The 17,116-nt window shown below is 72.5% G+C and carries 15 protein-coding genes; 9 read left to right on the top strand and 6 right to left on the bottom strand.

Going from position 1 to position 17,116, the window contains the following annotated elements:
* Nucleotides 1-145: 145 nt before the first annotated feature.
* Nucleotides 146-1,486, top strand: a complete 1,341-nt coding sequence (locus tag C1708_RS12090; RefSeq protein ID WP_106412687.1) for a M14 family metallopeptidase — start codon at nt 146-148, stop codon at nt 1,484-1,486.
* Here C1708_RS12090 and C1708_RS12095 read toward each other — a convergent pair.
* From C1708_RS12095 to C1708_RS12115, 5 genes are all read right to left on the bottom strand, one after another.
* Nucleotides 1,483-2,124 carry a hypothetical protein gene (locus C1708_RS12095; protein ID WP_106412688.1) on the bottom strand — a complete coding sequence of 214 codons (642 nt, stop codon included), beginning with the start codon at nt 2,122-2,124 and terminating at the stop codon, nt 1,483-1,485. The two genes, C1708_RS12090 and C1708_RS12095, sit on opposite strands and share 4 nt — an antisense overlap.
* A gap of 103 nt (nt 2,125-2,227) precedes the next feature.
* Nucleotides 2,228-3,715: a GntP family permease gene (locus C1708_RS12100; protein ID WP_106412689.1), complete on the bottom strand. Its 1,488-nt coding sequence runs from the start codon at nt 3,713-3,715 to the stop codon at nt 2,228-2,230.
* Between the two features lie 117 nt (nt 3,716-3,832).
* Nucleotides 3,833-4,243: a RidA family protein gene (locus C1708_RS12105; RefSeq protein WP_106412690.1), complete on the bottom strand. Its 411-nt coding sequence runs from the start codon at nt 4,241-4,243 to the stop codon at nt 3,833-3,835.
* 13 nt (nt 4,244-4,256) lie between these two features.
* Nucleotides 4,257-5,015 carry an IclR family transcriptional regulator gene (locus C1708_RS12110; RefSeq protein WP_106412691.1) on the bottom strand — a complete coding sequence of 253 codons (759 nt, stop codon included), beginning with the start codon at nt 5,013-5,015 and terminating at the stop codon, nt 4,257-4,259.
* Nucleotides 5,012-6,091, bottom strand: coding sequence for a sugar kinase (locus C1708_RS12115; protein ID WP_106416263.1), 1,080 nt, complete (start codon nt 6,089-6,091; stop codon nt 5,012-5,014). The genes C1708_RS12110 and C1708_RS12115 overlap by 4 nt, the downstream gene beginning before the upstream one ends.
* A 168-nt stretch (nt 6,092-6,259) precedes the next feature.
* Here C1708_RS12115 and C1708_RS12120 point away from each other — a divergent pair, with 168 nt between their 5' ends.
* Together C1708_RS12120 and C1708_RS12125 are read left to right on the top strand one after the other, a co-directional pair.
* A complete protein-coding gene (locus tag C1708_RS12120) occupies nt 6,260-7,525 on the top strand; it encodes an alanine racemase (protein WP_106412692.1) in 1,266 nt (421 codons plus the stop codon).
* An 11-nt stretch (nt 7,526-7,536) separates the two neighbouring features.
* The gene (locus C1708_RS12125) at nt 7,537-9,147 is read left to right on the top strand and encodes an N-acyl-D-amino-acid deacylase family protein (protein ID WP_106412693.1); all 1,611 of its coding nucleotides are present in this window, start codon (nt 7,537-7,539) and stop codon (nt 9,145-9,147) included.
* 21 nt (nt 9,148-9,168) lie between these two features.
* Here C1708_RS12125 and C1708_RS12130 read toward each other — a convergent pair whose 3' ends face one another.
* On the bottom strand, nt 9,169-10,104 hold the full coding sequence (locus tag C1708_RS12130; RefSeq protein WP_106412694.1) for a S1 family peptidase: 936 nt from the start codon (nt 10,102-10,104) through the stop codon (nt 9,169-9,171).
* 337 nt (nt 10,105-10,441) lie between these two features.
* On the opposite strand from C1708_RS12130, the gene C1708_RS12135 reads away from it, so the two are divergent.
* The 6 genes from C1708_RS12135 to C1708_RS12160 all read left to right on the top strand — a co-directional run bounded on the left by C1708_RS12135 (nt 10,442) and on the right by C1708_RS12160 (nt 16,969).
* Entirely contained in the window at nt 10,442-11,653 is a 1,212-nt protein-coding gene (locus C1708_RS12135; RefSeq protein ID WP_106412695.1) for a pyridoxal phosphate-dependent aminotransferase, read from the top strand.
* Between the two features lie 145 nt (nt 11,654-11,798).
* Nucleotides 11,799-12,224, top strand: a complete 426-nt coding sequence (locus C1708_RS12140) for an SCO4983 family protein (protein WP_106412696.1) — start codon at nt 11,799-11,801, stop codon at nt 12,222-12,224.
* A gap of 342 nt (nt 12,225-12,566) precedes the next feature.
* Nucleotides 12,567-13,643, top strand: coding sequence for a substrate-binding domain-containing protein (locus C1708_RS12145; protein ID WP_241911230.1), 1,077 nt, complete (start codon nt 12,567-12,569; stop codon nt 13,641-13,643).
* Nucleotides 13,644-13,660: 17 nt separating this feature from the next.
* The gene (locus C1708_RS12150) at nt 13,661-14,839 is read left to right on the top strand and encodes a toxic anion resistance protein (RefSeq protein ID WP_106416264.1); all 1,179 of its coding nucleotides are present in this window, start codon (nt 13,661-13,663) and stop codon (nt 14,837-14,839) included.
* Complete coding sequence (locus C1708_RS12155; RefSeq protein ID WP_106412698.1) at nt 14,836-16,380, top strand: substrate-binding and vWA domain-containing protein; 1,545 nt, start codon at nt 14,836-14,838, stop codon at nt 16,378-16,380. Before C1708_RS12150 ends, C1708_RS12155 begins: the two co-directional genes overlap by 4 nt.
* The gene (locus tag C1708_RS12160; RefSeq protein ID WP_198602472.1) at nt 16,367-16,969 is read left to right on the top strand and encodes a hypothetical protein; all 603 of its coding nucleotides are present in this window, start codon (nt 16,367-16,369) and stop codon (nt 16,967-16,969) included. The genes C1708_RS12155 and C1708_RS12160 overlap by 14 nt, the downstream gene beginning before the upstream one ends.
* The last annotated feature ends 147 nt before the right edge of the window (nt 16,970-17,116 follow it).

The following is a 17,116-nucleotide window of genomic DNA, read 5'->3' on the forward strand; positions in this document are numbered from 1 at the left end:
TCCGGCAAGAGGGCGTGCCGGGATCTTCACCGGTTCCACCTGGCCGCGCGGCGACTTCGCACTCTTGACCTGATCATGTCATCTCTCGACGATGACCGCACCGCACGTCGCCGTGAACCACCCCACCTCCCCACAAGGAGCATTCATGCGACTCCGTTCCCGCGGCAGACGCCCCGCCGCGCTCGCCGCACTCCTCGCCCTCGCCCTGGCCGCGCCCCTGTCGCTCACGGCGGCCGCCCCGGCCGGGGCCGACGGGGCACGCCCGGCGGCCTCCTCGGCGGACGACATCCGCCAGTACGAGATCCACCAGCGCACCACTCCCGTCACCCGCACGGCGATCCAGCGGGCCGGCGTCACCGTGGACGAGGCCGACGAGGAGACCGTGGTCGTCTCCGGCCGCGCGGACCAGATCCGCGCACTGCGCCGCCAGGGTTACGAGGTCACCCCGCTGGGCGCGGCCCCGGACCGCTCGACGGCCGCCGACGGCCTGCGCCTGTTCGACTTCCCCTCGGCCGACTCCCGTTACCACAACTACGCCGAAATGACCGCGGAGATCGACCAGCGGATCGCGGCGTACCCGTCGATCATGAGCAAGCGGGTGATCGGGAAGTCCTACCAGGGCCGGGACATCGTCGCCGTCAAGGTCAGCGACAACGTCGGCACCGACGAGGCCGAGCCCGAGGTCCTGTTCACCCACCACCAGCACGCCCGCGAGCACCTCACCGTCGAGATGGCGCTGTACCTGCTGCGCGAGCTCGGCGCCGGCTACGGCACCGACGCCCGGATCACCCGGATGGTGCAGCAGCGGGAGATCTGGATCGTCCCCGACCTCAATCCGGACGGCGGCGAGTACGACATCGCCACCGGCTCCTACCGCTCCTGGCGCAAGAACCGCCAGCCCAACTCCGGTTCCACGGCCGTCGGCACGGACCTGAACCGCAACTGGAACTACCGCTGGGGCTGCTGCGGCGGGTCGTCGGGCAGCACGTCCTCGGACACGTACCGGGGTTCGGCGCCCGAGTCCGCGCCCGAGGTGAAGGTGGTCGCCGACTTCGTGCGCAGCCGGGTCGTCGGCGGGGTGCAGCAGATCAAGGCCGGCATCGACTTCCACACCTACAGCGAGCTGGTGCTCTGGCCCTTCGGCTACACCTACGCCGACACCACCACCGGCATGACGGCCGACGACCACGCGGCCTTCAAGGCCGTCGGCCAGAAGATGGCCGCCAGCAACGGCTACACGGCCCAGCAGTCCAGCGACCTGTACATCACCGACGGGTCGATCGACGACTACCTCTGGGGCACCCACAAGATCTTCGGCTACACCTTCGAGATGTACCCGAGGTCGGCGTCGGGCGGCGGCTTCTACCCGCCCGACGAGGTCATCGAGCGGGAGACGTCCCGCAACCGCGACGCCGTCCTCCAGCTCCTGGAGAACGCCGACTGCATGTACCGGGTGATCGGCAAGGAGGGCCAGTACTGCGGCTAGGCGCGGTCGGCCGCCCCGGCCCTGTCCTTCTCCGGCTCGTCGCTCGCCCCGGACCCGGCCGTCCCCCCGGATTCGGCCGTCTCCTCGGCGCCGTCGTCGAAGTACGCGTCGAGGACCTCGTCCAGGGCAGCGTCCCACTCGTCGAACCGGCGGCGTGAGTCGGCGTCGATCTCGATGGGGTACCAACGCCGGTCGGGGGTGTGGACGGTGACGGTGTACCGCTTGCCGAAGCGGGCCGTCTCCGTCTCCACCGCGCCGATCTCGTCCCAGCGGAACTCGCACTCCTGGTCGTCCAGCTTCAGCCGCACGCCACGGTGGTCGGCGACGATGGCGGCACGGCGGTCGGACGCCTCGAAGACGGGGCCGTCGGGGACGGGCTCCGGCTCGTCGTCCCCGGTGTCCCCGGTGTCCTCGGCGTCCCCGGCGTCCCCGGTGTCCTCGGCGGACTCGGCGGCCGGGGCGTCGGCGGACTTCTCCGACTCCCCGGTCTCCGGGACGCCTTCGGCGGCCGCGTCCTTCGTGTCCTTCGCGTCCTCCTCGCGGCCGGTCGCGGGCGCGGTGAGCCCGGGGACGAAGGCCGGGTCGAACCCGGCGCCCTCCAGGGGCTTGCTGCTGCTCGAACCTATGCGCTGCTCCACACCGCAGGAGTATGGTCGACAATCCTGTGCGCGTCACAGCCAGCCCCGACTTCGTTATCAGACGCCTACACGGACGCCGCCCCTCCACCGGGCCTCTCCGGGCTCACACGACCAGGCTCAGCGCCGCCGCGACGACGAAGCCGGCGACGGACAGCACGCTCTCCAGCACGGTCCACGTCTTGAGGGTGTCCCGCTCGCTGATGCCGAAGTACTTGGCGACCATCCAGAACCCGCCGTCGTTCACGTGCGAGGCGAAGATCGAGCCCGCCGAGATGGCCATGATGACGAGCGCCACGAACGCCTGCGAGTGGTCGCCCTCGGACAGCAGCGGCGCCACGATGCCCGCCGTCGTCACGATCGCCACCGTCGCCGAGCCCTGCGCGACCCGCAGCACCACGGAGATCAGGTACGACAGCACGATCACCGGCAGGCCGACGTCGTTGAAGGTGTCGGACAGCGCCTGGGCGACCCCGCTGCCCTTGAGGACCGCGCCGAAGACGCCGCCCGCGCCGACCACCAGCAGGATGTTGCCGACCGGCTTGAGGGAGGACGTGGAGACGGTCTCCAGGGACTTGCGGGACCAGCCGCGCCGGACGCCCAGCAGGTAGTAGGCGAGGAACAGGGCGAGGGTGAGCGCCACGAACGGGTGGCCGAAGAACTCGATGACCGAGCGCAGCGTGGACTCGTCCAGTGCGATGGAGGAGAAGGTCGCGGCGAGGATGAGGAGGAGCGGCGTGCCGATGATGCCGAGGACCGTGCCGAGCGGCACCGGGGTCTCGCGCGGCTCGACGCCGGAGGCGCGCTGCTCGGCGACGACGGCGTCCTTGGCCTCCTGGGCGGCCTCGACCATGTCCTGCGGCACGGGGACGAAGATCCGCTTGCCGATCCAGGCGGAGTAGACCCACGCGGCGACGACGGCGGGCAGTCCGCAGACGACGCCCATGAGGATGACCCAGCCGAGGTCCACGTGCAGCAGTCCGGCGGCGGCCACCGGGCCCGGGTGCGGGGGCAGGAAGGCGTGGGTGACGGAGAGACCGGCGAGCAGGGGCAGGCAGTACAGCAGGACGGACTTGCCCGAGCGCTTGGCGGCGGCGTAGACGATCGGCGCGAGGACGAAGATGCCGACGTCGAAGAAGACCGGGATGCCGAAGATGAGGCCCGTCAGGCCCATCGCGAGGGGCGCCCGCTTCTCGCCGAACAGCCCGAGCAACCGGCCCGCGAGGACTTCGGCGCCGCCGCTGACTTCGAGGATCGCGCCGAGCATGGTGCCCAGGCCGATGATGATCGCGACATGGCCGAGGATGCCGCCCATACCGGACTCGATGGTGGACACCGCGTCCGACCGCTGGACCGTGCCGAAGAGTTCGGTGACCGACAGGCCCGCCAGCAGGCCGACGGCTATGGAGACGCCGAGCAGCGCCACGAACGGCTGGAGCCGGACCTTGATGATCAGGAAGAGCAGCAGCGCGATGCCGAGGGCGGCGACGGTGAGCAGGCCCGCGGTGCCGTCGACGAGGAGGAGCAGTCCTCCGGTGTGCGGTGGTGTCTCCGCCGGGGCGGAGGCGGCGAGCGGGAGGGACGGGTGGGACATACGGAGGTCCTCTGGGTAAGGGCATGGGGCTTTCGGGCAGGGGGGATCGCGGCACGGCGCCCGCGGGGTGCGGGACGCCGTGCCGTGCGGCATGCGGGTGCTGCGGAAGGGGGCGGCTCAGCCGAGGACGGCGAGCGCGTCGATCTCGATGAGGAGGCCGGCGGGGAGACCGACGTAGACGGTCGTGCGGGCGGCGGGCGGCTGGGTGAGGCCCTGCTCCTCGAAGTAGGCGTTGTAGATCTCGTTCATCTCGGCGAAGTGGTCCACGTCGGTCAGGTAGACGCGGATCATCATCACGTCGTCCCAGCTCGCGCCGCCCTCCTCGAGGATCGCCTTGACGTTGGCGAGGGTCTGGAGGGTCTGCTCGCGCAGGGTGGGGCCGGCCGGCGTGGGCGGCTTGCCCTCCTCGGCGGGCAGGAACCCGACCTGGCCGGCGACCTGCAGGATGTTGCCCTTGCGGACGCCGTGCGAGAACTGCGCGGGCGGGGTGGTGTGGGTCTTCGGGGTCAGCGCGACTTTCTCGGTCATGCGGGGGTGTCCTTCACTTCGGTTCTGCCGGGGTCCGGCCGGAGTACTCGCCGCTGATGGCGTCCGCGGTGCGGCGCACCAGCGGGAGCAGGGTGAGGAGTTCGTCGGCGGTGACGACGACGTTCGGCGCGGAGACCGACATCGCGGCGACCACCCGGCCGTCGGCGCCGCGGATCGGCGCGGCGACGCAGTTGATGGACTCCTCGTGGCCGCCGAGGTCGGTGGCCCAGCCCTGTTCGCGCACCTTGGCCAGCTCCTGGAGGAACGCGGCCGCGTGGGGTGTCGAACGGGGCGTGTACATGGGGTAGTCGAGCTGCTCCGCGAGGGCGCGGCGCTCGGGTTCGGGCAGGTCGGCGAGGAGCAGCTTGGCCACGGCGGCGACGGTGATGGCGACGGGCTTGCCGATCCGGGAGTACATCCGCACCGGGTAGCGGCTCTCCACCTTGTCGATGTAGAGGACCTCGTTCTCCTCGTACACGGCGAGGTGGACGGTGTGTCCGCAGGTCTCGTTGAGGCGGACGAGGTGGGAGTGGGCGATCTCGCGGACGTCGAGGTTCTCCATCGCCTCCTGCGCGAGGGCGAAGAGGCGCGCGCCGAGGCGGTAGCGCTGGTCGGACTGGCGGTAGACCATGCCGTGTTCGTGGAGGGTGCGCAGGAGGCGGAGGGCCGTGGACTTGTGCACGCCGAGGCGGTCGGCGACCTGGCCGAGGTCGGCGGGGCCCTCCGCGAGCAGCGGAAGGATGCTCAGGGCGCGGTCTACGGTCTGGCTCATGGGGTGCGTGCCTCCTCTACGGCCTCTGCGTCGGCTGCTGTCCAGCCGGGGCCGAGTCGCAGTGTCCCCCACGCGGTGTCGTCGAGGGCGGCGAGGCGGTCGGCGAGGGCGCGGGCGGGGGGCGCGGCGAGGTCGCCGGGGGCGGTGAGGGCGGCTGCCGCCATGAGGTGGCCGTGGCGGAGCCGTGCTTTCAGCGGCAGGCCGCGCAGGGCGGCCGAGAGGAAGCCTGCCGCGAAGGCGTCGCCTGCGCCGGTCGTCGCGACCACGTCGACCTTCAGGGCGGGGGCCGTTGCGGCGGGGCGGAGGGTGTCGTCGCAGCCCGGCGCCTGCGGGGCGCCTCCCCCGGAGGGGGCGCCCCCGGCGCCCGCGGAGGGGCAGAAGGCGACCGCCCCCTCCGCGCCCTGTTTCACCACCAGGGTGTCCGGTTCGGGAAGGGCTTCCCGGACGGCGGCCGGGCCGCCCGTGATGCCCCAGGCTTCCTCCGCCTCGTCCTCGCCGACGAAGACGACGTCTGCCGAACGGGCCAGGTCCAGCAGGACCTCGGGGCCGTACCCGTCCCGCCGCAGGCCCGGGCGGTGGTTCACGTCGAAGGAGATCAAGGGGCGCCCCGGGTGCGGGGACGTCAGCTCCCGCAGCAGGTCCAGGCAGCCGGGCGAGAGCGCCGCCGTGATGCCGGAGAGGTGCAGGACGCGCCCGGCGCGTACGGCGTCCAGGTCCACGCCGGCCGGCGTCATCGCCGACGCCGCCGAGCCCGCCCGGTAGTAGGCGACCTCGTGCGAGGCGCCCGCCCTGTCGCCGGCCGTGCGGAAGTAGACGCCGGTGGGGCGGTCCGGGTCGCGGCGGACGTACGACACGTCGACGCCGTGGCCGCCGATCGCGGCGAGGAGGTGGTCGCCGAAGCCGTCGGCGCCGACCCGGCTGACCCACCGGGTGGTGTGGCCGGCCGCCGCGAGCGCGCACGCCACGTTGGACTCCGCGCCGCCGATCGACCGGTGGAAGGAGGGGACGTCGGCGAGGGGGCCGGGTCGGGACGGCAGGAACGTCACCATGGACTCGCCGAGCGCGACGACGTCCACGACGTCGGGGGCGTTGCCGTTTCCGGTGACGGTCACGATGGCGGGGCTCCTCGTCGGGGCGGGGGTGCGGTGTCCGTTGACCGCGTGTGGCGGAGATGTTAGACAGCGGTGAGCGATATACGCAACGAGTGTTGCAACTGGTGCAACACCGCTGATCAGGGAGGCTCCATGGTCCTCGATGCTCTCGCCCGCCTCGCCGAGGAACGGGTCGGCCACCGTTTCAAGGGCCTCCCGCCGGACGCCGCGGACCTCACCGTGGGCGAGCTGGCCGCGCAGCGCCGGAACCTCTTCACGGGGGGTTTCACGACCCCCGTGCTCGCGCTGTCCGCCGAGCGTCTGGAGCACAACCTGGCGGCGCTGGAGACGTACGCCGAGCGGCACGGTCTCGCCTTCGCGCCGCACGGCAAGACCTCCATGGCGCCGCGGCTCTTCCACCGCCAGATCGAGCGGGGGGCGTGGGGCATCACGCTGGCGGTGCCGCACCAGGTGCGGGTGGCGCGGGAGTTCGGGATCGAGCGGGTGTTCCTGGCCAACGAGCTGGTCGACCCGGCGGCGCTGCGGTGGATCGCCGCCGAGCAGGACGCCGATCCCGCGTTCCGGTTCGTCTGCTACGTGGACTCCGTGCGCGGGGTGGAGCTGATGGACGCGGCGCTGGACGGGACGTCCCGGCCGGTGGACGTGGTGGTCGAGCTGGCCGCCGGCGAGGGCGCGCGCACCGGGGTGCGGACCGAGGCGGAGTGCGCGGCCGTCGCCGACGCCGTGGCGGCCGCGCGGGCGCTGCGGCTGGTCGGGGTGGCCGGGTACGAGGGCGAGGTGCCGCGGGCGGACCCGGAGCGGGTGCGCGCCTGGCTGCGGCGGCTGGTGGCGCTGGCCGTGGACTTCGACGCGGCGGGACGGTTCGCGGGGCTGGACGAGATCGTGGTGAGCGCGGGCGGGAGCGCCTGGTTCGACGCGGTGGCGGACGTCTTCGCGGAGGTTCCGGAGCTGTCGGCGCCGGTGCTGAAGCTGCTGCGGTCCGGGGCGTACGTGTCGCACGACGACGGGCACTACCAGCGGCTGACCCCCTTCAACCGGGTGCCGGAAGAGGGCGGTCTGGAGCCGGCGTTCCGGCTGTGGACGCAGGTGGTGTCCCGGCCGTCGGCGGAGCAGGCGTTCACCAACGCGGGCAAGCGGGACGCGGCGTACGACCTGGATCTGCCGGTCGCCCGGGTGGTCCGCAGGGACGGGGCGGAGCGGCCGGCCACGGGGATCGAGGTGACGGGCCTGTCCGACCAGCACGCGTGGCTGCGCACCTCTCCGGAGGCGGATCTGGAGGTGGGAGACTGGGTGGGGCTCGGGCTGTCCCACCCCTGCACGTCCTTCGACAAGTGGGCGCTGATCCCCGTGGCGGAGGCGGACGGCACGGTCGTCGACTACATCCGTACCTTCTTCTAGGAGGCAGGACCGTGGAAGAGCTCGTCATCCGGGACGCGGACGTCGTCGACGGCTCCGGCGGCCCCTCCTACCGCGCGGACGTGGTGGTGGACGGCGGCCGCATCGTCTCCATCGTCAAGGAGGCGGCGGACGCGGGATGCCAGCGCCCGAAGGCGCGGCGCGAACTGGACGCGGAGGGGCTGGTGCTGGCCCCGGGCTTCATCGACATGCACGCGCACAGCGACCTGGCGCTGCTGCGCGACCCCGACCACAGCGCGAAGGCCGCGCAGGGCGTCACCCTCGAAGTGCTGGGCCAGGACGGACTGTCGTACGCGCCGGTGGACGACCGGACGCTGGGCGAGGTGCGGCGGGCGATCGCCGGGTGGAACGGCCCGGGGGACGACGTGGACGTCGACTGGCGGTCGGTGGGCGAGTACCTGGACCGGCTGGACCGGGGCGTCGCGGTGAACGCGGCGTACCTGATCCCGCAGGGCACCGTGCGCGCGCTCGCCGTCGGCTGGGAGGACCGCGAGGCGACGCCCGAAGAGCTGGACCGGATGCGGCGGTTGGTCACGGAGGGCATGGAGCAGGGCGCGGTCGGCATGTCGTCGGGGCTGACGTACACGCCCGGCATGTACGCCCCGGACGCCGAACTGACCGAGCTGTGCCGGGTGGTGGCCTCGTACGGCGGCTATTACTGCCCGCACCACCGCTCCTACGGCGCCGGCGCGCTGGAGGCGTACGCGGAGATGGTGGCGCTGACCCGGGAGGCGGGCTGCCCGCTGCACCTCGCGCACGCCACCATGAACTTCGGCGTGAACAAGGGGCGGGCGCCCGAACTGCTGGCGCTGCTGGACGAGGCGCTGGACGCGGGCGCCGACATCACCCTCGACACCTACCCGTACACCCCCGGCTGCACCACCCTCGTGGCGCTGCTGCCGAGCTGGGCGAGCGAGGGCGGCCCGGAGGAGATCCTGCGGCGGCTCGCGGACGAGGGGACGGCCGGGCGGATCCGGCACGACCTGGAGGTCACCGGCTCGGACGGCTGCCACGGCGTGCCGGTGGAGTGGGAGACCATCGAGATCTCCGGGGTCGGCGACCCGGCGCTGGACGCGTACGTGGGCCGTACGGTGCTGGAGTCGGCGCGGGCGCGCGGGGAGACCCCGTGGGCGGTGGCGAGGGAGCTGCTGCTGAAGGACCGGCTCGCCCCGACGATCCTCCAGCACGTGGGCCACGAGGAGAACGTCCGGGCGATCATGCGCCACCGGGTGCACACCGGCGGCTCGGACGGCATCCTCCAGGGCGCCAAGCCGCACCCGCGGGCGTACGGCACGTTCCCCCGCTATCTGGGCCACTACGTGCGGGAGCTGGGGGTGCTGTCGCTGGAGGAGTGCGTGGCGCACCTGACCTCACGCCCGGCGGCGCGGCTGCGGCTGCCGGACCGGGGGCTGGTCCGCGAGGGCTACAAGGCGGACCTGGTGCTGTTCGACCCGCGCACGGTGGACGCCGGTTCGACCTTCGCCGAGCCGCGCACGCTGCCCACGGGCATCCCGTACGTCCTGGTCGACGGGCGGTTCGTGATCGAGGACGGGCGGCGCACGGACGTGCTGGCGGGACGGGCGGTGCGCAGGAGTCCGCGCTGACCGTCCGCCCCGCCGGGTCTGTCAGGGCTTGGGCACGGTGCAGCCGCTCGCGCTCAGGTCGAGCCGGTTGCCGGTGGTGAAGCAGGCGGTGAAGGGGTAGGTCTGCTGGGCGTAGTTGACGCCCTGGCGGACCGTGACGCCGCCGTTCGCGTCGACCTCGCACGGGTTGTTGAGCGTGCAGCGGCCGCCGTCCTCGTTGCCGGTGTTGTTGACGGCGACCACCTGTCCGGTGGCGTCGTCGACCACCGGGGAACCGGAGGTTCCGCCGATGGTGTCGCACGCGGAGGTGTAGCGGACCGAGTCCTTCCAGGTCCAGTCGCCCTCCTTCAGCCGGTGGGCGAAGCCGTCGACGGAGCAGCGGTAGATCCGCTTCCAGTAGCCGGAGACCACGCTGATGGCGGTGCCGGCGGCCGGACGGCGGCTGCTGAGGGTCAGCGGGTCGATCCCGTACGAGCTCTTGATCCGCGCGTACGTGGTGTTCAGCCGGTAGATCGCGGCGTCCGTGTCGGTCATGGTCGCGTAGACCAGCCGGTCGGCGCGCAGGGTGGCGACCCTGGTGCCGGAGGCGTTCAGCAGGCCGAAGGTGCGGCTGGACGCCCGGTCGGTGAGGACCTGGCCGGGCGCGGGGAAGCCGCTCTCCAGGCAGTGGCCGTTGGTGAGCACCAGCGCCGGGTCGGCGGCGGCCGAGCCCGGCATGCGGACGACGGAGCCGGAGCAGTTGCTCAGCGAGACGGCGCCCGCGAAGTTCACCGCGGCGGCCTTCGGCGCGGTGAGTCCGGACAGGGCGTCCGCGACGGTCCCGACCGTGTCGTCGACGACATCCGTCGACGACGTGGCCGGGGCCGTGCCCGTGGCCGTGTCCGCGCCCGTGGGGGAAGGCGCGGCGGCGACCGCGGGGGTCGCGCCCGCCCCGGCGAGTGCCAGGGCGCAGAGCGCGACGACGAGAGGTTTTCTCATGGGGGGTCCCCTCAATGCGGCGTCGGGCGGCCGGATCGCTCCGGCCGCCCACAGAATTGTCATGCGCATTGTCAGCATGGGGACGCCGGGCGGACAAGGGCGCGTTTCCCGGCGGTGGCCGGGCGGCACGCACCCCCGGCGTCCGGACGCGGGACGACCCGCAGGGTCACCCCTGAACCCGCGGAAGGAGGGGCCGGGCGCGGGGGGGGCCCGGCGCGGAGATGAGGGAGACGCGCGCCCACGACCGTCACACCGAGGACGAAAACACCCGAACCGGTGCGTCTCACGTGGCGGAAAACACGGCCCGAGGGGCCATACCGGGCCGTAAGCTCCCAGCATGCAGGTGATCCAGTCGACCAAGCTCGCCAACGTCTGTTACGAGATCCGGGGCCCGGTGCTCGAGGAGGCGATGCGGCTGGAAGCGGCCGGTCACCGCATCCTCAAGCTGAACACGGGCAACCCGGCAGCGTTCGGCTTCGAGTGCCCGCCCGAGATCCTGGAGGACATCCTCCGCAACGTGTCGACGGCACACGGCTACGGCGACGCCAAGGGCCTGCTGGCCGCGCGCCGGGCGGTCGTCATGCACAACCAGACGCTCGGCATCGAGACCGACGTCGAGCACGTCTTCATCGGCAACGGCGTGTCCGAGCTGATCGTGATGGCGATGCAGGGCCTGCTCGACGACGGCGACGAGGTCCTCGTCCCCGCGCCCGACTACCCCCTGTGGACGGCCGCGGTCTCCCTCTCCGGCGGCACGGCGGTGCACTACCGCTGCGACGAGCAGTCCGACTGGATGCCGGACCTCGCCGACGTGGAGCGCAAGGTCACCGACCGCACCAAGGCGATCGTGATCATCAACCCGAACAACCCGACCGGCGCGGTCTACGACGAGGCGGTACTCAAGGGCCTGACCGACATCGCCCGCCGCCACAACCTGCTGGTCTGCTCGGACGAGATCTACGACAAGATCCTCTACGACGACGCGCAGCACGTGCCGACCGCGTCCGTCGCCCCCGACCTCCTCACCCTCACCTTCAACGGCATGTCGAAGGCGTACCGGGTGGCCGGCTACCGGGTGGGCTGGATGTCGATCTCCGGCCCGCGCGCCCACGCCGACTCCTACATCGAGGGCCTGACCGTCCTGGCCAACATGCGCCTGTGCGCGAACATGCCGGGCCAGCACGGGGTGGTCGCGGCGCTCAGCGGCCGCCAGACGATCAACGACCTGGTGCTGCCGGGCGGCCGGCTGCGCGAGCAGCGGGACGCGGCCTACGAACTGCTGACCCGGATCCCGGGCGTGAGCTGCGTGAAGCCCAAGGGCGCGCTGTACCTCTTCCCGCGCCTGGACCCCGAGGTCTTCAAGATCGAGGACGACCGGCGGATGGTGCTGGACCTGCTGCGCCGCGAGAAGATCATGGTCGTGCAGGGCACCGGCTTCAACTGGCCGGACCCGGACCACTTCCGGGTGGTCACCCTGCCGTCGGTCACCGACCTGCGGGACGCGGTCGGCCGCATCGCCCGCTTCCTCGACGGTTACAGCCAGCACTGAGGGACGGCACCACGCCGGTGCAGCCGGCCACGCGCGCCGGGGCGGCCTGCGCACCGCACCTGGGACTGATCACTTTCGAATGCGACTCAACTTTAGACAGAATCTAAGCTAGGATGTCTTCCTGTCAGCACCCAGGAGGCCATCCATGTACGAACCGATCCGCTCCAAGTCGGTCCACAGCACGATGGCCGGCCCTCACGACTTCCCCCACAGGTCCCGCGAGGAGGAGCTGGACATCCAGCTCGCGGGCCATCTCGCCGCCCTGCTCGCCGTCACCGACGAGCTGCGCGCGGCGGCGTCCTCGGCCGATCTGGACACCGCGGCCGAGCGGCTCACCCAGGAGATCACCCGCCTGCGGGGAGGACGTACGCCGGCCCGTGCGACGGCGGCCACGCACAGCCGCGAGCCGGACCCGGCGGCCCTGCACCGGAGGGCGCACGCGCTCGCCGGACGCGCCCTGGTCGTCGCCGCGTCCCGTGCGGACACGGCGGTGGCGATCCTGGCCGCCGAGCGGATGGACGCGCACACCGCGGCCCTGAAGCCGCGCCCCCTCGCGTCCTCCGCCCACTGAGAGCCCTCACGGGCTCCCCTGTACGGCCCCGGTCCGCGCGCAACCCGCAGCGACGCGCGGACCGGGCGCCACACCACGTTCCGGCCCAGGGCGTGCGCACCTCGCCGCCCCGGAGGCCGCCGGGGCCAGGTCGGTCCTGGAATCCCTGTGCGACAGCCTCCGCACCGTCGACGATCTGACGGACGTCCACGGCGCCGCCGACCTGTTCCGCGTGATCTGAGGGTCCGCCACGGGCGCACCGGTGCGGAGTGGCTGGTTCCCGTTGCGTACCAGTATCGCTCGGACACTGCCCGTTCACCGGAGCCGCCCGGGAACGTTGGATTCCGGCGGGATGCTCCGGGCGTGAGACGGATTACAGGAATCTTCCTCGCGGTGCTGCTCATCGGTGGCGTGGCGGCCGCCGTCGTCGCGGGCAGGGACAGCGGGGAAACGGGCACGGCAACGAAGACCGTGCGCATGGTGATCGGATCGGAGAAGGCGGAGTTCTTCGCCGATCCGGACGTGGTGGAGGCCCTCGCCGCCCAGGGCTACACCGTCGAGGCCGAGACCTCCGGGTCCTGGGCCATGGAAGGGTTGGACCTCGAGGGGTACGACCTCGCCTTCCCGTCCAGCCGCGCGCCCGCCGTCGAGCTGGCCGAGAAGTACGGGGTCCGCGGGATGCTCCCGCGTCCGTTCTACTCGCCGCTCGTCGTGGTGTCCCGCCGCGGGGCCGCCGAGGTGCTGGCCGCGAACGGGCTGGCCGAGCTCGACGAGGAGCACCCGGGCACGCTGAGGATGGATGCCTACCTCGAAGCGGCCGAACGCGACCGCACCTGGCAGCAGCTCGACGGGGCGGAGAAGTACGGGGAGCTGACCGGCACCCTCTTCATCTCCAGCACCGACCCGGAGAGCTCCAACTCCGGCGCCCTGTACCTGGCCGCCGCCTCCTACGTCGCCAACGGCGGCAAGGTGGTCGCGAGCGACGCCGACCTGGAGCGCACCGCTCCCCTGATGCGCACCCTGGTCAGCGTCCAGGGCGCCCAGCAGTCCGGCACGGACGCGGCGTTCCGGGACTTCGTCAGCGGTGCCGGCAACCCGCTCGTCCTCGTCTACGAGTCCCAGGTGACCGCGCTCCTCGACGAGCAGCAGAACGCGGACGACCTCGTCGTCCTCTACCCGGACACCACGGTCAACAGCGACCACACCGTCGTGCCGCTCACCGAGAACGGCCGCAGGCTGGCCGGCCTCCTCGGCAACGACCCGGCGTTGCGCAAACTGGCCGTCCGGCACGGCTTCCGCCCGCAGGGCGACGTGGCCGAGTTCGCGGCCGCCGCCGTGGGCCGCACCGCCTACCTCAAGCAGCGACTGACCGGCGTCCGCCAGGCGCCCGTGCCCACCTCCGCGGTGTTGCGCGAACTGGCGCGACGGGCGCGCGGATGAAGGGGGACAGCAACACCATGAGCAGCAGCACCGACGGCGATTTCATCCTCACGCCGCCCGAGGCCGTCCGGCCCGTGCCGCGGGAGCGGGCCGGCGGTCTCGTGCCCGTCGACGACGGCGTCCGCGCCGGCATGGCCGCCAAGGCCGCCGCGTACGTCGAGGGCCTGGCGGCGCTGGACGCCCGCTCGCCCGAGTTCGCCGGGAAGGTCGGCGAGATCACCGCGCTGGGCGCCGGTGAGATGCGCACCGCGACCGCGCAGTCCAACCGCATGCTGGAGCGCGCGGTCCGCAGCCTGCCCGGCAAGGGCGCCGACGCGCAGTCCAAGGTGGCGGGCTCCCTCGTCGAACTGCGGCGCGTGGTCGAGGACCTGGACCCGCGGGACCTGCCGGCCCGCAGGGGCCGCGCGTTCCTCTCCCGGCTCCCCGGCGGCAACAGGCTCCGCGACCACCTCGCCAAGTACGCCTCCGCACAGGGCACGCTGAACGCCGTCGTCGCCTCCCTGCGCGGCGGTCAGGACGAACTGCGCCGTGACAACGCCGCGTTGCAGACCGAACGGGTCCGCCTGTGGGAGATCATGGGCAAGCTCCAGGAGTACGTCGTCCTCACCGAGGCCCTGGACACGGCCGTCGAGCAGCACATCACCGGCGTCGAGGCCACCGACCCGGCGCAGGCCGGCTCGCTCCGCGCCGACGTGCTCTTCCCCGTCCGGCAGAAGCACCAGGACCTGCTCACCCAGCTGGCGGTGTGCGCCCAGGGCTACCTCGCCATGGACATCGTACGCCGCAACAACGACGAGCTGATCAAGGGGGTGGACCGGGCGGCCACCACGACGGTGTCGGCGCTGCGGATCTCCGTGATGCTGGCCTCCGCGCTGGACCACCAGAAGAAGGTGGCCGAGCAGGTCAACGCCCTGCGCGGCACCACGGAGGACCTGATCCGGGGCAACGCGGAGATGCTGGCGACGCAGAGCGGGGAGATCCAGCGCATCGCCGCCGACCCCGCGGTCGGGGCGGAGACCCTTCGCTCCGCGTTCCAGCAGATCCACCGCACCCTGGACGCCATCGACACCTACAAGGCGCAGGCGACCGAGGCGATGGCGGTCACGGTGGAGAACCTGACCGCCGAACTCCGGCACGCGAGCACGTACCTGGAGCGCAGCCGGGCGCAGGGCGCGCCGGAAGGGGGCCTCGGATGAGACGACGGCCCCTGACCGCGCTGCTCGTCGCCGCCGCGGCCCTGCTGACCGCGTGCACGGCCGACCCGGACCCCGGGAAGGACACGGACCCGTACGCCGCCGAGCCGGGCACCCTGCGCGTCCTGGCCTCCAGCGAGCTCAGTGACATGACGCCGGTGTTCGAGCGGATCGAGAAGGACACCGGGGTGACGCTCCGGCCGACCTACACCGGCACGCTCGACGCCGTGGACATGCTGGCCACGGGAAGGACGGACGGCAGGTACGACGCCGTCTGGCTGTCCTCCAACGACTACCTGCGGCTGCGCCCGGAGGCGGCGGAGAAGGTCGTCTCGGAGACGCCCGTCATGTCCAGCCCGGTCGCCGTCGGCGTCAGGCCGGCCACCGTGGAGAAGCTGGGCTGGAAGCCGGAGGAGGTCACCTGGTCCGCGATCGAGCGAGCCGTGCGCGACGGGCGGCTCACCTACGGCATGACCGACCCGGCCCGCTCCAACTCCGGTTTCTCCACGCTGGTCTCGGTGGCCTCGGCGCTCTCCGGCGCGCAGTCCGCGCTCACCGACGCGGACGTGGCGAAGGCCGGGCCGCGGATGAAGGAGTTCTTCCGGGGGCAGGAACTGACCTCGGGCTCCTCCGGCTGGCTGGCGGGCGCGTACGAGCGGCGCGGGGACGTGGACGCGCTCCTCAACTACGAGTCCGTCCTGCAGGGGTTCGAGAACCTCACCGTGATCCGCCCGAAGGACGGTGTCGTCACGGCCGACTATCCCCTCTCCTCCCTCGCCGCCACCGACGCCGCCACCCGTGAGGACGTGCGCCGCGTGGCCGAGGCCCTGCGCACGGACGCCGTCCAGCGGCTGATCACCGACCACACGCACCGCCGTCCGGTCGTCGCCTCGGTGCCGCCGGCCTCCGGCCTCGACACGGCGAGGCGCCGCGAACTGCCCTTCCCGGGCAGCCGTTCCGTCGCCGACGGCCTGCTGGACGCGTACGAGAACGAGCTGCGCCGTCCCTCGCGGACGGTGTACGTCCTCGACACCTCCGGCTCGATGGAGGGCGAGCGCCTCGACCGGCTGAAGAAGGCCCTCACCGACCTCACGAGCGACTTCCGCGACCGTGAGGAGATCACGCTGATGCCGTTCGGCTCGGCGGTGAAGAGCGTGCGCACGCACGCCGTCAGTCCTTCCGACCCGGAGCAGGGCCTCGCCGCGATCCGACGCGACACCGCGCGCCTGCGGGCGGAGGGCGAGACGGCGATCTACACCTCCCTGGAGAAGGCTTACGACCATCTCGGCACCGGTGAGGACACGTTCACCTCGATCGTGCTGATGACGGACGGCGAGAACACCGCGGGCGCCGGGGCCGCCGACTTCGACTCCTTCTACCGGGGGCTGTCCGGTGACCGGCGGGACATCCCCGTCTTCCCGATCCTGTTCGGCGACTCCGACCGCTCGGAGCTGGAGCACATCGCCGAGCTGACCGGGGGCCGGCTCTTCGACGGGCAGGGCTCGCTCGAAGGTGCGTTCGAGGAGATCCGTGGCTACCAGTAGGGCGCTGGCGTACCTGGAGTCCCGCAAGAACCTCGCCGGGAGCGCGGGCGGGCTCGCGGGGCTGCTGCTGACCTTCACGGGGGCGGCGGGACCGTACTGGCCGGTCGTGGTGACGGGGCTGTACGGGGCGGGCGTGCTGATCGCCCCGCCGGAGCGTCCCGCGGTGCCGGACTTCCCGGACCCGTCCGCCCAGCTCGACGAGGTACGGGCCGACCTGGAGCGGCTCCGGGAGTATCTGGCGGACGTCGACCTGCCGCCCGCGGCCCGGGACCGGCTCACGGAACTGACCCAGCTGCTGGGGGCGTTGCTGGACCCGGGGTGGGTGACCGAGATCCTCGTCCAGGACCCGGACGCCGTGCACACCCTGTCCCGTGCCGTGCGCCAGGACGTTCCGGAGGCCGTCGACGCCTATGTGCGCACCCGCTGGTGGACACGGCTGGCTCCGGGGCAGGAGCCGCCGGAGCGGCACCTGGAACGGCAGCTGGGTCTGCTGCGCAAGGAGGCGGAGGGGCTGGCCGCGAGCCTGCGCGAGTCGGAGGCCCGCCGGCAGGAGTCGCACACCCGCTACCTGGAGGACCGAGCGGACTGAGCACGCCCGCGGGCATGGCGAAGGCCTGTCGTCACCGCTCCCGCCGGGGCGGACGGGGGGGACGACAGGCCCCAGGGCCCGCACGCCGTTGTGCGGGCCCCGCCGGTGTGTTCCGCGGCCGGCCGGATCGTGACGATCGCTGGTCAG

Source organism: Streptomyces sp. DH-12 (assembly GCF_002899455.1).
Classification (GTDB): domain Bacteria; phylum Actinomycetota; class Actinomycetes; order Streptomycetales; family Streptomycetaceae; genus Streptomyces.

What these genes read in the sequence shown, in the direction of transcription:
- C1708_RS12135 (WP_106412695.1), top strand. Translation starts at nt 10,442, where the DNA reads ATGCAGGTGATCCAGTCGACCAAGCTCGCCAACGTCTGTTACGAGATC.
- C1708_RS12140 (WP_106412696.1), top strand. Translation starts at nt 11,799, where the DNA reads ATGTACGAACCGATCCGCTCCAAGTCGGTCCACAGCACGATGGCCGGC.
- C1708_RS12120 (WP_106412692.1), top strand. Translation starts at nt 6,260, where the DNA reads ATGGTCCTCGATGCTCTCGCCCGCCTCGCCGAGGAACGGGTCGGCCAC.
- C1708_RS12150 (WP_106416264.1), top strand. Translation starts at nt 13,661, where the DNA reads ATGAGCAGCAGCACCGACGGCGATTTCATCCTCACGCCGCCCGAGGCC.
- C1708_RS12130 (WP_106412694.1), bottom strand. Translation starts at nt 10,104, where the DNA reads ATGAGAAAACCTCTCGTCGTCGCGCTCTGCGCCCTGGCACTCGCCGGG.
- C1708_RS12105 (WP_106412690.1), bottom strand. Translation starts at nt 4,243, where the DNA reads ATGACCGAGAAAGTCGCGCTGACCCCGAAGACCCACACCACCCCGCCC.
- C1708_RS12090 (WP_106412687.1), top strand. Translation starts at nt 146, where the DNA reads ATGCGACTCCGTTCCCGCGGCAGACGCCCCGCCGCGCTCGCCGCACTC.
- C1708_RS12100 (WP_106412689.1), bottom strand. Translation starts at nt 3,715, where the DNA reads ATGTCCCACCCGTCCCTCCCGCTCGCCGCCTCCGCCCCGGCGGAGACA.
- C1708_RS12155 (WP_106412698.1), top strand. Translation starts at nt 14,836, where the DNA reads ATGAGACGACGGCCCCTGACCGCGCTGCTCGTCGCCGCCGCGGCCCTG.
- C1708_RS12110 (WP_106412691.1), bottom strand. Translation starts at nt 5,015, where the DNA reads ATGAGCCAGACCGTAGACCGCGCCCTGAGCATCCTTCCGCTGCTCGCG.